10 protein-coding genes and 1 pseudogene are annotated in these 13,973 nt (G+C 60.2%); 9 read left to right on the forward strand and 2 right to left on the reverse strand.

Annotated elements, in window-relative coordinates:
- The first annotated feature begins 297 nt into the window (after window positions 1-297).
- Together VOI29_RS04295 and VOI29_RS04300 are read left to right on the forward strand one after the other, a co-directional pair.
- Window positions 298-1,511: pseudogene (locus tag VOI29_RS04295) on the forward strand (IS256 family transposase).
- Window positions 1,512-1,547: 36 nt separating this feature from the next.
- Window positions 1,548-2,210, forward strand: a complete 663-nt coding sequence (locus VOI29_RS04300; RefSeq protein WP_323776229.1) for an IS6 family transposase — start codon at window positions 1,548-1,550, stop codon at window positions 2,208-2,210.
- A gap of 234 nt (window positions 2,211-2,444) precedes the next feature.
- Here VOI29_RS04300 and VOI29_RS04305 read toward each other — a convergent pair whose 3' ends face one another.
- The gene (locus tag VOI29_RS04305) at window positions 2,445-3,758 is read right to left on the reverse strand and encodes a glutamine synthetase family protein (RefSeq protein ID WP_323776202.1); all 1,314 of its coding nucleotides are present in this window, start codon (window positions 3,756-3,758) and stop codon (window positions 2,445-2,447) included.
- Window positions 3,751-4,614: a MurR/RpiR family transcriptional regulator gene (locus VOI29_RS04310; RefSeq protein ID WP_323776203.1), complete on the reverse strand. Its 864-nt coding sequence runs from the start codon at window positions 4,612-4,614 to the stop codon at window positions 3,751-3,753. Before VOI29_RS04310 ends, VOI29_RS04305 begins: the two co-directional genes overlap by 8 nt.
- Before the next feature lie 103 nt (window positions 4,615-4,717).
- Here VOI29_RS04310 and VOI29_RS04315 point away from each other — a divergent pair, with 103 nt between their 5' ends.
- The 7 genes from VOI29_RS04315 (at window position 4,718) to VOI29_RS04345 (ending at window position 13,946) form a co-directional block, all read left to right on the forward strand.
- Window positions 4,718-6,556 (forward strand): branched-chain amino acid ABC transporter ATP-binding protein/permease, encoded by a 1,839-nt coding sequence (locus VOI29_RS04315; protein WP_323776204.1) that lies wholly within the window; start codon window positions 4,718-4,720, stop codon window positions 6,554-6,556.
- A gap of 37 nt (window positions 6,557-6,593) precedes the next feature.
- The gene (locus VOI29_RS04320) at window positions 6,594-7,751 is read left to right on the forward strand and encodes an ABC transporter substrate-binding protein (protein WP_323776205.1); all 1,158 of its coding nucleotides are present in this window, start codon (window positions 6,594-6,596) and stop codon (window positions 7,749-7,751) included.
- Between the two features lie 11 nt (window positions 7,752-7,762).
- The gene (locus tag VOI29_RS04325; protein WP_323776206.1) at window positions 7,763-8,479 is read left to right on the forward strand and encodes an ABC transporter ATP-binding protein; all 717 of its coding nucleotides are present in this window, start codon (window positions 7,763-7,765) and stop codon (window positions 8,477-8,479) included.
- Window position 8,480: 1 nt separating this feature from the next.
- On the forward strand, window positions 8,481-9,374 hold the full coding sequence (locus tag VOI29_RS04330; protein ID WP_323776207.1) for a branched-chain amino acid ABC transporter permease: 894 nt from the start codon (window positions 8,481-8,483) through the stop codon (window positions 9,372-9,374).
- Complete coding sequence (locus tag VOI29_RS04335) at window positions 9,371-10,141, forward strand: N-formylglutamate amidohydrolase (protein ID WP_323776208.1); 771 nt, start codon at window positions 9,371-9,373, stop codon at window positions 10,139-10,141. Before VOI29_RS04330 ends, VOI29_RS04335 begins: the two co-directional genes overlap by 4 nt.
- 11 nt (window positions 10,142-10,152) lie before the next feature.
- Window positions 10,153-10,794 (forward strand): cysteine hydrolase family protein, encoded by a 642-nt coding sequence (locus VOI29_RS04340; protein ID WP_222455156.1) that lies wholly within the window; start codon window positions 10,153-10,155, stop codon window positions 10,792-10,794.
- Window positions 10,795-10,937: 143 nt separating this feature from the next.
- Window positions 10,938-13,946 carry an aminotransferase class III-fold pyridoxal phosphate-dependent enzyme gene (locus tag VOI29_RS04345; protein ID WP_323776209.1) on the forward strand — a complete coding sequence of 1,003 codons (3,009 nt, stop codon included), beginning with the start codon at window positions 10,938-10,940 and terminating at the stop codon, window positions 13,944-13,946.
- The last annotated feature ends 27 nt before the right edge of the window (window positions 13,947-13,973 follow it).

A 13,973-nucleotide genomic window follows, 5' to 3' on the forward strand; every position in this document is an offset into this window, starting at 1 on the left:
AGACCGACTTGGCCAAATCGATTCCGAGTGTTGTAATATGCATGGACAGCTCCTATCTCCTGTTGGATTCAACAACTCCAGCATGGCACATTGCGATGCCGTTCGGTGGAGCTGTCCACACCATCAAGTTGATTGGGTTGTCCTTCTCGGATAGCGCGGTACCATGACCATACCGACCTCATTGCCGCGGCTGAAGGGCTTCCGTTTTCCTCGTTAAATCATCGCCTTTGCGGTGGAGAGTGCCCGATCTTTTGTGTATGACTGATCCGGTTCATGCTTCACCGAAAGGAAGCATGAATGAGCATCTCGAAAGAAATCCTGGACGAATTGCTGAAGGGCGTGGAGCGCCCTGAAGACCTGCTCGGCGATGCCGGCTGATGAAAGAGCTGAAGATCAAGCTCATGGAGCGGATGCTGGGTGCCGAGCTGACAGCGCATCTGGGCTATGAAGAAGGCGAGGACGCGCCTGCCGGTCAGCGCAACCGGCGCAACGGCACGTCGACCAAGGTTCTGAAAGGTCAGGAGGGGGAGATGCCAGTTGCGATCCCGCGGGACCGTAACAGCAGCTTCGAGCCCGAGCTGGTGAAGAAGGGCCAGACCCGGATCGATGGGATCGATGATAAGATCGTCGGGCTCTACGCCGCCGGTCTGACGGTGCGGGACATCCAGGCCCATCTGCTTGATCTCTACGGCCTGAAGGTCTCGCCCGACCTGATCAGCCGCGTCACCGATGCGGTGCTGGACGAAGTCAGGGAATGGCAGAGCCGCGCCCTGGACCGGATGTATCCCATCGTGATCTTCGACGCGCTGCGGGTGAAGATCCGTGATGCTGACAGCCGGACGGTCAAGAACAAGGCCGTCTACGTCGCCCTCGGCGTCACCCGCGATGGGAGCCGTGAGGTTCTGGGCCTGTGGATCGCCGAGAACGAGGGCACCAAATTCTGGCTCTCTGTGATGAACGAGATGAAGAACCGGGGCGATCAGGACGTCCTGATCGCCGTCGTGGACGGGTTGAAGGGCTTTCCCGAGGCCATCATCGCCGCCTTCCCGGATGCCATGGTCCAGACCTGCATCGTGCATCTGGTGCGTCATTCCCTGAATTTCTGCTCCTGGAAGGATCGCAAGGCCGTGGCCGCCGAACTGCTCCGGGTTTACAGCGCCCCGACCGCCGACTTGGCCGAGGCCGAGCTCGATGCCTTCGAGGAAAAATGGGCCGGGAAATACGCGTCCATCGCCCCGGCCTGGCGCAGGGCATGGCAGGAGGTAATCCCGTTCTTTGCCTTCGATCCGGCGATCCGGAAAATCATTTACACCACAAATGCCATAGAAAGCCTGAACCGCGTGATCCGGAAATCAATCAAGACGCGTGGCTCCTTCCCGACCGACGAGGCCGCGACCAAGCTGATCTACCTCGCAATCCGAAAATTTGAGAAGGATGGCCGGAACGTACGGGAATGGTTTGCGGCTCGCAATCAGTTCGCCATAATGTTCGGCGAGCGCTTCGACGCTTGAGTATTTGAAACCGCATGGGCCGGGCCAGATACACAGATTTCAGGACACTCCCTTGCGGTGCGGGCATATCATCGGTTTGCTCTCAGCACGGCGGATGTCGAGGACCTCCTGGCGGAGCGTGGCGTCATCGTCAGTCGTGAAGCGGTTCGTCTCTGGGTGAACCGTTTCGGGTCTCAGTTCGCGGCTTGTATCCGACGCGACCGGCCCCGGCCGCACGACAAATGGCATATGGACGAAGTGGTCGTCCCGATCAACGGCGTGAAACATTGGCTGTGGCGTGCAATCGATGGCAATGGAGATGTACTCGACATTCTGATCCAGCCTCGCCGCAACGCCAAAGCCGCAAAGCGTTTCTTCGGCCGACTGGTTGCAGCCTATGGCGAACCGCGTGTCGTGATCACGGACAAGCTGCGCAGCTATACCAAGCCGATCAAGGCCATCACGCCGGACGCCGACCATCGGGCGCACAAGGGGCTCAACAACAGGATCGAAGGGTCACACCGGCCGACGCGAAAGCGGGAAAAGATGATGGGTCGGTTCAAGTCACCACGCCAGGCGCAACGATTTCTCGTCGCCCACGACCAAATCAGTACGATCTTTCGTCCCCGCCGCTATCGCCTTTCCACTCTCTCCTACCGCCATGCCAGAGCCGACGGGTTCAAGCTGTGGGAAGGTTATGCTGCCGAACTATCGGCCTGATTACGCGGTCTCACGCTTTTTCCAATCCACGGCAGATAACTTGGCAAGGCCGATCGGACCACTACTCAACCTTGAAAAGCGAGGAGCGGCTCCGCCAAATTCATTCGCTTAGCACGACCTTGCTAGGAAACGGGAAAGCAACCCCTCAAGCATGCGTGGCGCATCAATGGCCCAACCTGACAGTTGGCTCACTCCTTGAACAACCAGGTTTTACGTTACTCGGACGGAGCGGCGCTAGTAAACTTGGGCGTAGACAGCACATCTCTCCTCTGGCGGCATCGCGTCTAGATAGGCCAGCTCCCCCCATTTATGAGCAAGGTAGACTTCTGCAAAGCCTTCCGGAAACCAGGCACGAGCAATGTCATTGTGCTCGAACCGCGCGAGGGCTTCGGGCAGCGCTTCAGGCAGCCGGGTGTAGCCGCGCGCCTTCAAGGCCTCTGCGGACAGCAATGACAAGTCTTCTTGGGTCACTGGCGGCGCGGCCAGATTCTCTTGCAGGCCTTGCGCCCCAGCATGCACGATTGCAGCAAGCGCCAGATACGGCGAGGCAGCGGCGTCGCCGGCCCGGAACTCAAAATTATACTGGCGGGCAATGCCGGCCTCGTCCTGTGCCGAAGTTGGGCAGATCCGCAAAGAAGCCTCGCGGTCACGCAAGCCCAGATTGTTGTAGGCTGCGCTCCAGCGGTGCGGCGTCAGGCGCAGGTAAGACACGTCGCTCGGTGCGGTGAAGGCAACAATGCTGTCTAGGTATTTCAGTACACCTGCCAGAAACGCTCCGGTCACGCTGGACATTCCCGCAGGACCTGCCGGATCATAAGTGGCTGGGATCCCCTGAGCATCTACAAAGCTCATGTGGATATGCACGCCATTGCCGACGTTTTCAGGGTCGCGGATCGGCGTGAAGGTCGCTCGTTCCCCGCATCTGCGGGCAACCGACCGGGTGACCTCTCTCAAAACAGCAGCATGGTCGGCGGCGCGCAAACCATCCGCGGGATCAATCGTGACCTCGTACTGGTCGGGGCCGTACTCATTCATGAAAGTATCCGTTTCCATGCCCGCTTGCCCCAGCGCCGCCATCAGGCTTTCGGCCAGTTCACGTTTCTGCTGAAAACCGGAATGGGTATAGGCCTCGCCGAATGCGGGCGACTCCGCATCCAGCTGGAATTCGTGCTCGAAGGCAGCAACCAGCCTGACACCGCCAAGATCCTCCAGCCGTTTAAGCGCCTGCTTGAGAATAGAGCGCGTGCAGCAGCTCCAGGGCGCTCCGTCAAGTTCGCGGATGTCTCCCAGCACGAACCGGTCCGCCGGGCTGCCATCCCCGTAATCGATATCAACCAGCGTTTCCGCATCGGGCACCAGCAGAAGATCGCCCAAGGATCCAAATGGTGTCTCGGCAATTTTGTCGAAACAGGTGATCTGAACATTGGTGGGTGTCCATCCGACCCCCTTGGCCGAGCGTTTGTCCAGGTCCGCCAGCGGAAAGCTTTTGCCGCGGATCTTACCGGCGAAATCCGAGGTCGCTGCGAATACCAAGGGGGTTTTAATCATCGCTTATCTCTCCTATTTCCAAACGAAGGGAATCCCATCGCTCAATTCTCTTGCGCGCCTTATCCCAGCCGCCTTCCGCAATCCGCGTTACAACCGCCTCCAGCAGCACCAGCGCGCCGACATAGCTGTCCCATACGGTACCACTTTCGATAGGTGTCGCGATGACTTCGCTTGCCACTCGCGCAACAGGTGAAAGCCACTTGTCCGTTAGCAGGACAACCTGCGCGCCCTGTCGGCTGGCCGCCCGCTCCGCAAGCTGTTCGAGGCTGGGCTGATAGCGCCGGAAATCCACCACAAAAACCACATCACGCGGCTTCATGCGCAAGAGGTATTCGGGCCAGATTTCGGGATCAGCAGGCAGGTGATAAACATTGCCCCGCATTTGCCGTAAGTGGCGCGACAGATACAAAGCCAGCGCATCACTGATGCGCCCCCCGATCACATAGACGCTGCGCTTTTCGTCAGCGAACATATCACAGACACGGTCAAACTGCGCTTGAGTGATCGCTGCCGTCGATTCTGACAGCAGTGCTGTAGCCCTGTTGACGAAATCTTCCAGGAAGTCCCCCTTCATCGCACGATCGCTCTGATGCAGGTCCAGAGGCGAACGGTTGCCCTCCTTCAGCTCGTCGATCAGGTGGCGCTGAAAGTCCTGATAGCCCGAGAAGCCAAGTTTGGCGACAAACCTCGAGATGGAGGGGGGCGATGTTTTCGTCTTTTCCGCAAGCACTTGGATCGGCTCCAAGCCAGCGAACGGATAGTCCAGCAATAACGCCGTACACAGTTTTCGCTCGGTCGCGGTCAGCGTGTCCGACAAGGATTCCAGCCGCGTTCTGACATGCATTTCTTGTTTCATGCATCCAAAGACGATTTTGAAAATAAAATGTCAACAAGCAAAAAAATATTGACTTTGAAAATTAACGATCAGCATTGTAGGGGCAACTTCACGGGAGCCGTCCATGATCACTTCGCCAAGAACGCACATGCTTGCCGCCCTCTCTGCAATCATCGCCGGAGCCGTCGGCACCGCAGTGATCGCTAGTTTCCTTGGGCCCGCTGCGGAGCGGATTGTCACGGTGTTCTTGATTTCGCTGATCGGCGTGGTCGGCATCGGCATTTACAGCGGCAACAGCGGCATTCTCAGCTTCGGCCATGTGGCCTTCATGGCGATCGGCGCCTATGTCTCCGCCCTGCTGACGCTGCCGACGCAACTGAAGATCGCAACCCTGCCGCATCTGCCGGAGTGGCTGGCGACCACCGAAATGGGGCTGCTGCCCGCAACGGTGATTGCGATGGCAGTGACGGGTCTCGTGGCGCTGCTTGTCGGTGCGGCAATCGGCAGACTGGAAGGATCCGCCGCCACGATTTCGACCCTGGGTCTCTTGATCATCGTGCATGGTGTGATCATCGGTTGGCGGGATGTGACCCGCGGCGCGCAGTCATTCTTCGGAGTGCCCCGCGAAACCGGCATCTGGACTGCGGTGGCAGGCGTCATCGTGGCGCTGGTACTTGCGCGGCTGTACCGGGATTCGATTTCGGGACTGAGGCTGCGGGCGGGCCGCGAAAACGCGATTGCGGCTTCGGCCGTCGGCATCAACATCCCGCGCGAGCGCCTGATCTCCTTCGTGCTGGCGGGGATGACCATGGCGCTGGCTGGTGCTTTACTAGCTCATTTTCTGGGTGCGTTTAGCCCCAAGAAATTCTACTTCAACGACACGTTTCTACTGCTGGCCATGCTGATCGTAGGTGGCATGAGCACCATTACCGGCGCCGTGACCGGCGCGGTGATCATCACGCTGGTGACCGAGGTCCTGCGCCGACTGGAGAGCGGCCTGTCCATAGGCGGCATCGAACTTCCCGCGGTTTTCGGCACAACACAGATCGGCATCGGGCTGATCATTCTGCTTGCCATGTTCCGCAAGCCCGAAGGCCTTGCCGGATTGAAAGAATGGGAAGAAAGACTCTTTCCGCCCGCTGCCGCTGGCAACGCTGCGCCCGCCATGCCCAAAGCACACGCCTCCACGCCGCTTGTTGCAAAGGGCATGACCATGCGGTTTGGCGGCCTGGTCGCGGTCAGCAATGTGTCGCTGGCCTTGCAGCCCGGCGAAATCCTCGGCCTGATCGGCCCTAACGGCTCCGGAAAAACCACGCTGCTAAATATGCTGTCGGGTGTCCTGCAGCCGAGCGAGGGAACCGTGACGCAAGGCAGCGTTGACCTGACAGGGATCCCTTCGCACAAGGTTGCGGATCATGGTATCGCACGAACATTTCAGAACATTCGCCTGTTTCCCGATCTGACGGTTCATCAGAACGTACTTGTTGCCGCCCTGTCAACGCGCGGCGGCGCCGAAGCAGAGGAGCGCGCTCAGGCGGCGCTGGCCGAACTAGGAGTTGCAGCCCTGGCTGGAGAAAATGCCGGCAACCTGTCTTACGGCGATCAGCGCCGCGTTGAAATTGCCCGTGCATTGGCGTGCCAGCCGACCCTGCTGTTTCTGGACGAACCGGCGGCGGGCATGAACCGTGAGGAAACCGACGCTCTGATGGAAACCCTGCGCGGCCTCACCCGCAATCTGGGCATCGGCATCCTGATGGTCGACCACGACCTAGCCCTGATCAATCAGCTGTGCGACCGGCTGGCGGTGCTGAACGAAGGCAAGCTGATCGCCCAAGGCACGCCGGCTGAGGTCCGGCAGGACCCCGCGGTCATCGAGGCCTACCTCGGCCCCGGAAAACTAAGCTCCAAGAAAAACACTAAGCCCCAGGGTCAACCCGGGCGCAAACCAGAACTGGCCGGATGATCCCAGAGGCCAGAACCCAACAGACGGAGACTTACCCATGAAAGCACTGCTTCTATCATCCACTCTGGCTGCCGCCATTGCGGCGGCTCCCGCCCTCTCCGAAACGCTGCGCGTCGGAGTCGCCACAGCACAAACCGGGGCCCTGGCCTACGCGGACGTGCCGGTGTCTGGCGGGATGCGCTTGGCCGCCGACGAGATCAACGCAAAGGGCGGCATTGGCGGCGACGTCAAGATCGAACTTGTCGAAAAGGACGTGCGGTCCGATGCGGCGCAAACTTCGATTGCGACCCAAGAGCTGGCGGATGACGGTGTCTCCGTGATCGTGCTGCCCTGCGACTCCGATCCGGCGCTGGCTGCAATCGGCGTCATTTCTTCGGCCCAGATCCCGGCAATCTCGACCTGCGCCTCCTCGCCGACCCTGCCGATGATCGGCGGCGACTACATGTTCTCGAACTTCCCGGGCGACAATGTGCAGGCGACCGTCTCCGCCAAATGGGCCTGGGACGAGGGCCACCGCAACGCTTATATCATCTACTCGCCCGACACCCAGTACACGACTATGCCGCTCTATTTTGCTGAAGTGTTCGAGAAACTGGGCGGCACCATCGCCGGGCAGGCAACCAATACCATCGGCCAGCAGGATTTTTCCGCTATCGCCACCAAGGTTGCAGCGCTGGACCCGCAGCCGGATGTCATCATGACGTCGGCCTATGAGCCGGACTTCCCTTCGCTGCTGAAGGCGCTGCGCGCGGCGGGCGTGACCGGCCAGATCATCGGCTCTGACGGCATCGATAGCCCGACGACCTTCTCGCTGGGCGACGTTGCCGAGGGCGTCGTTTTCACCACCGCGGGCCATGCAACGCCTGGAAGTCCGCTAGAAGTTTTCAACTCCGCCTATGAAGCCGCCAACGGCGCCCCGCCGGAAACGATTTTCAGTGCAGTCGGCTACGACCTGATCAAGGTTCTGGAGGCAGCTGTACTGGCGGCAGACGGATCAGTGGAACCCAGCGCCTTGCGCGATGCGATTGCCGGGCTGGAGAATGTTCAAGGGGCGACCAGCCTCATCACCTACAAAGGCACGGATGGAATGCCGGTTCGCCAGGTTTCGCTGATCCGCGTTGCGGACGGCGAGCGCGAACTCGTCGGGCAGCCCTCACCAGATGCCTCGCTGATCCCAGCGCCACGCATGCAATAAGGAGCGTCCCGGTGTCAGCGCTTTTGTCTGTTCAATCATTCCATGTTCACTACGGAGCAGTCGAAGCGGTACGCGGCATCGACTTTGAAATCCGGGAGGGCGAAATCATCGCCCTTCTGGGAGCCAACGGGGCCGGAAAGTCCTCAACACTTAATGCCCTTGTCGGCCTTGTTCCCGTTGCCGCCGGTACAGTGATGTTTGACGGGTCGGACATCACCCACAACGCTCCTGAGACCCTGGCCCCGGCAGGGCTTACTTTGTCGCCGGAAGGGCGCCGTGTTTTCGGCACCCTCAGCGTGGCAGAAAACCTGCTGATGGGTGCCTATGGCATCCGCGACAAACTGGCCGTGGCGGCGGCTTGGGACCGTGTCTACACGCTGTTTCCCATTCTGCATGAGCGCCGTGATCAATTCGCCGGCACGCTGTCGGGCGGGCAGCAGCAAATGCTGGCCGTCGGCCGCGCTCTCATGAGCAACCCTCGGCTGCTGCTGCTTGATGAGCCGTCGCTGGGGCTTGCCCCGAAGATTGTCGAGCAGGTGTTCGAGCTGATCACCTTGCTGCGCGATCAAGGGGTGACGCTGGCCGTCGTCGAACAGAACGTAGCCATGGCTTTGGAAGTCGCTGATCGCGGCTACCTGATGTCTGGCGGCAGGATCGTCGCAGCGGGCTCTGCTGCAGAACTGGCACAGTCGGATTCACTGCAATCTGCCTATTTGGGAGCAGGCTGATATGGACCTGATATTACAGCAGACTGTTAATGCATTTGCCTTGGGGGGCACCTATGCGCTGCTCGCGCTGGGGCTGGCGGTTGTCTTTTCCATCATGGGGCTGATCAATTTCGCCCACGGTGAACTGATGACAATTGCCGGCTATGTGCTGATGTACTGCGGGCTTGCGGGCTTTCCCTTTGTTCTGTCCGTCGCCTTGGCCGTTAGCGCAGCAGTGGCGGCAGCAGTCCTGATGGAGAGGATCGCCTTCCGCCCTGTCCGCAATGCCTCCGGCGCGACAATGCTGGTCACCAGCTTTGCCATCGCAATGATCCTCCAGGTTCTGTTTCAGAACCTGATCTCGGCGCGGTCCCAGGCTGTGGTGCTTCCCCAGTTCCTCTCGGCCAGCGTCCAGTTCGGCGGCTTGATCATCGGCATCAACAAGATCGCCGCGATCGCGGCAACGGTCATCATGCTAGTGTTCCTTGACCGGTTCATGAAACACCAGAAAACAGGCATCGCCATGCGTGCCTCAGCCGAAGATTTTGCCGTGGCAAGGCTGATGGGTATCCGTGCCAATACAGTGATCGCCGGCGCCTTTGCCCTGTCCGGCCTGCTGGCCGGTGTCGCAGCGGTCTTGTGGGTCAGTCAGCGTGCCTCGGTAGATCCGCTGATGGGCTTCACACCGGTACTGAAGGCCTTCATCGCAGCCATCTTGGGCGGTCTGGGATCCTTGCGCGGTGCGGTAGCCGGGGGCTTTCTGCTCGGATTTATCGAGATTTACCTTGCCGCCTTTCTGCCGCAGGAGCTGCAGGAGTTCCGCGACCCGATTGGCCTGTGCATCGTTGTTGCCGTGCTCCTGTTCCGTCCCAACGGACTAATCCCATCCCTCGCACTGAAGGCGGAAAAAGTGTGACCTACGGAAACGTCAAATCCGATCCTGCGACGCTGTTAGGTCCGCGCGACCCAGCCCCGGTGGAGCTTCTGAATAGCGCCAGCCGCCATCCGGTTCTGCTGGTCTGCGAACATGCGGGGCAGCAGATCCCGGAACGCTTGTCCGGCCTCGGGCTGTCGCGCACAGACCTCGACCGCCATATCGGCTGGGACATCGGCGCCGCGGCAGTGACCCGCAAGCTGGCCCACGCGATGGGAGCACCTGCGGTTCTGCAGGCATACAGCCGGCTGGTGATCGACTGCAACCGGCCGCCGGAGGCACCCGACGCAATGCCACTGATCAGCGACGGAACGCCTGTTCCCGGCAACCGCGGCCTGACCCAGCAGGACCGCGCGGCGCGGGTTTCCGGGATTTTCGCCCCCTACCAGGCGGCTGTCACAGAGACCCGGGGGCAGCCTGAACGGCAACTCTTGATCTCGATCCACAGCTTCACCGCCCGGATGGCCGGTGAGGTGCGTCCCTGGGACATAGCCTTCCTCTACCGCGGCGATGCAGACACACCTGAAAGACTGCGCCACGCCTTGCTGGAGCAAGCACCGGAGCTGTCGGTGGGCATGAATGAGCCCTATCAGATCGATGACGAGTCCGACTGGTTCGTCCCCCGCCACGGCGAGGCCAGCGGCCTGCCACACAGCCTGATTGAAATCCGCAACGACCTGATCGCCGATGACGCGGGCCAAAGCCGCTGGGCCGGTCTTTTGCGCACCGCCATCGAAAGCCTGCTTTAAGGAAGAACCACATGACACTGAGCCGAGACATTCCCGTCGATCCGCAGCAAACCGCCCTTCTGTTCATCGACGTTCAGAATTTTGGCGCCCATCGCAAGGGCGCCGAATTCGTCAACATGCCGGAGGCCGAAGTCGCAGAGAAATACGGCTGGTACTTCGCGGAGCTGGAAGGCCGGGTCATTCCGAACATGCAGCAGCTCCAGCAGGCCAGCCGCGCCGCCGGGCTTGAGGTGATGTATACGACGATCGAAAGCCTCACTCTGGACGGGCGTGACCGCAGTCTCGATTACAAGATCACCGGCTTCAACGTGCCCAAGGGTGCCTGGGACGGCAAGGTGATCGATGCGCTGGCTCCCGGCGAAGACGAAATCGTGCTGCCAAAGTCATCTTCCTCGGTCTTTGTGTCGACGCATATCGACTATGTTCTGCGCAACTTAGGTATCAAACAACTGGTGATCAGCGGGCTTATCACCGATCAATGCGTTGAGAGCGCCATCCGCGACGCCTGCGATCTGGGTTATCTGGTGACACAAGTAACAGATGCCTGCCTGACCTATAGTCCCGAACGACAAGAAAATTCCATTTCGGCCGTACAGGGCTACTGCCGCCAGCGCACCACATCTGAGTTACTTGAAGAGCTGACTCCGACCTGACGCCCCGCCAATCTTGCTGGGCGCAGGCCTTTGCAAACAAGCATTCTTAGCGCCGCGAGGGCGTCTGCGCCCTCTTTCGTAGTCCGCCAGCCCGCGGATTGCGGCGCCCTGACATATATTCGAACTGCAGGAGCGATCGCCCGATGGTACATCACTGGCAACAGGTTCTAAGCGATCATTGGGGCATCACTGCCGCGCTGACACCGCTGAACGGTGAGTATGACCAGAATTTTCTGGCGCAAGGGGAGCATGACTATGTGATGAAGATCATGCGGCCAGACTGCCAGGCTAGTTTCATTGATCTGCAGTGCCGTGCGCTTGAGCACATCAGGACACAAGCCCCCGACGTCCACGTTCCCGCAGTCTGCAGGAGCATCCGCGGCGACATGTTCTTGGCCGTAGCGGACGAGGGTGGGGCTGAGCGGCTGGTCTGGGTCATTGAGAGGCTTCCAGGGAAGACTTTTGCCGAGTTCAAGCCGCAGACCGATGGACTGATGTTTGATGTGGGGCGCGCCGTCGGGCAAATGGGGCTTGCCTTATCCGGTTTCGCCCATCCCGCGCTTGAACGTGACTTCAAGTGGAACCTAATGCAATCGGATTGGATTCTTGATTGTCTAGACATGGTTGAGGGTCACGATCGGCGCGCGCTCCTGGATTGTATCGTCGCGGAATTCTCCGCCGTTTTACCGCTTCTGAGAGATTTGCCTAACGTGGCAATCCACAACGATGTCAATGATTACAACATATTGGTCCGCGGCTCGCTGAGTGAGCCACCGCGCGTTTCCGGGCTGATCGACCTCGGCGACATGTGCGCCGGGCCGCGCATCTGTGACCTGGCGATTACTTGCGCCTACATGGTTCTTGGTCAGGAGAACCCCGAAAAGGCGCTGCAATCCGTAGTGGCCGGATATCATAGCATCTGGCCCCTCACCGAGGCAGACGTTGATCTGCTGTGGCCGCTGCTGCGGATGCGGCTGGCGGTCAGCGTCGTCAACTCGGCGCTAATGGCCAGTGAATATCCAGATGATCCGTATGTTGTGATTTCACAGAAACCCGCTTGGCAGTTTCTCGAAAATCCCAGCGTCAGCGGCGACCTGATCAAGGCCCGCCTTCGTGCGGCTTGCGGCCTGCCGGTTACCGGTGCAGCCCCGCGCATCCTGTCTTGGCTCAACCACCAGCGGGGCCAGTTTGCACCGCTGGTGGGTAAACCCCTGGACGGAATGGCGATGCGCAGCCTGTCGGTGGAGCGCTCGGTCATCCCGCGCGACCCGTTTGCCGCCGAAACCGAAGCGATGGCGGACGGCCAAAGCAGCGAGAACATCTGGCTAGGATACTACGGCGAGCCTAGGTTGATCTACACTGGTCCTGCCTTTCAAACCGGGCCGTGGAAGGCCTCCAACCGCCGCACGGTGCATCTGGGGATAGATGTCTTTTGTGTTTCGGGAACGCAGGTGTTTGCCCCCGTTCCCGCGACGGTTCACAGCGTAGAAAACTGCTGCGGCCGCCCGGGCCAAGGGGGCGTTGTCGTCCTGCGTCATGAAACGCCAGATGGGGATCCCTTCTTTACCCTCTACGGGCATCTCGACCCAGAGGTCTGTGGCCGTCTGAAAGCAGGTCAGCAGATCAAAGAGGGTGAGGCCTTTGCCCGGCTGGGAGATGCGGCGCAGTGTGGCGGCTGGCACCCACATGTGCATTTCCAGCTAATACTCAGCACCGAGGGCATAGCTGAACACTGGCCCGGCGCCGCTGACCCGGACGAACTGGGCCTTTGGGGAGCGCTCTCTCCGAACCCGGCCGCGCTTCTTAACCTGCCGGACGCCGACATGGTCTACCAGCCAGCCGACAAAACCAAGCTTTTGGCGGAGCGGGCGCGCTGCTTTGGCGAAAACCTGAGGCTCAGCTACGCCGATCCTGTGATGCTGCTGCGCGGCTGGCGCCACCACCTGTTCGACGAATGGGGGCGGCCCTATCTGGACGCCTACAATAACGTCCCGCACGTTGGCCACGCACACCCGCGTATTCAAGCGGTCGCCGCGGACCAGCTGCTGCGCATGAATTCCAACACCCGCTACCTGCACCCAGCGCAGGTAGCTTTTGCGGAAAAGATCACCTCGAAACTGCCTGAATCGTTGTCAGTGTGCTTCTTCGTCAACTCTGGTTCTGAGGCCAATGAATTGGCCCTGCGCTTGGCTCGCGCTGCTAGCGGGGGGCGCGACATGGTAACTCCCGATCACGGCTATCACGGCAATACAACGGGAGCGATCGACTTGTCGGCCTACAAATTTAACGCCAAAGGCGGCATCGGACAAAGTGATTGGGTGCATTTGGTTGAGGTCGCCGACGATTACCGCGGCCGTCATCGCCGCGAAGATCCGGACCGGGCCGAAAAATACGCGGCGCAGGTGGACAAGGCCCTGGCCGCGATTGCAGACCGGGGCGGTAAACTGGCTGGTTTCATCGCCGAGACGTTTCCAAGCGTCGGCGGGCAGATAATCCCGCCCAAGGGCTACCTGGCCAAAGTCTATGCCCGGATTCGTTCCGCGGGCGGCATTTGCATCGCAGATGAGGTGCAAACGGGGCTTGGACGGCTGGGAGACTATTACTTCGGCTTCGAACAGCAGGGCGCCGTGCCAGACATTGTTGTGCTGGGCAAGCCGATCGGCAACGGACACCCGCTGGGCGTTGTGGTCACGACCCGGGAGATCGCCGACGCCTTCGCCCGCGGACCGGAGTTCTTCTCGACCTTCGGTGGGTCAACCCTGTCCTGCCGCATCGGCAAAGAGGTGCTGGACATCGTCGACGATGAAGGTCTGATGAAGAACGCGCAGCATATGGGCACCCAATTACTTGCGGGACTGCGGACCTTGGCGGAGCGCCACCCCCTGATCGGGGATGTGCGAGGTTTCGGACTGTTTATTGGTGTTGATCTGGTAGCGGACCGCAACAGCCGCACGCCTGCAACGCAGGCTGCGGACTACGTCAAGAACCGGCTGCGAGAGCACCGCGTTTTGATCGGGTGCGAAGGACCTGCGGATAATATTCTGAAGATCCGCCCGCCGCTCACCGTAGATGACCGAGCGGTTGATATGATATTGACCCTTCTGGACCAAGTACTCGACGAAGCAGAAACCCTCTGCGGAAAGACAGGTTAACCCACCACGTCAGTATTCTCTAGATGA

Origin of the sequence: Leisingera sp. (assembly GCF_034669605.1) — a bacterium.
Classification (GTDB): Bacteria; Pseudomonadota; Alphaproteobacteria; order Rhodobacterales; family Rhodobacteraceae; genus Leisingera.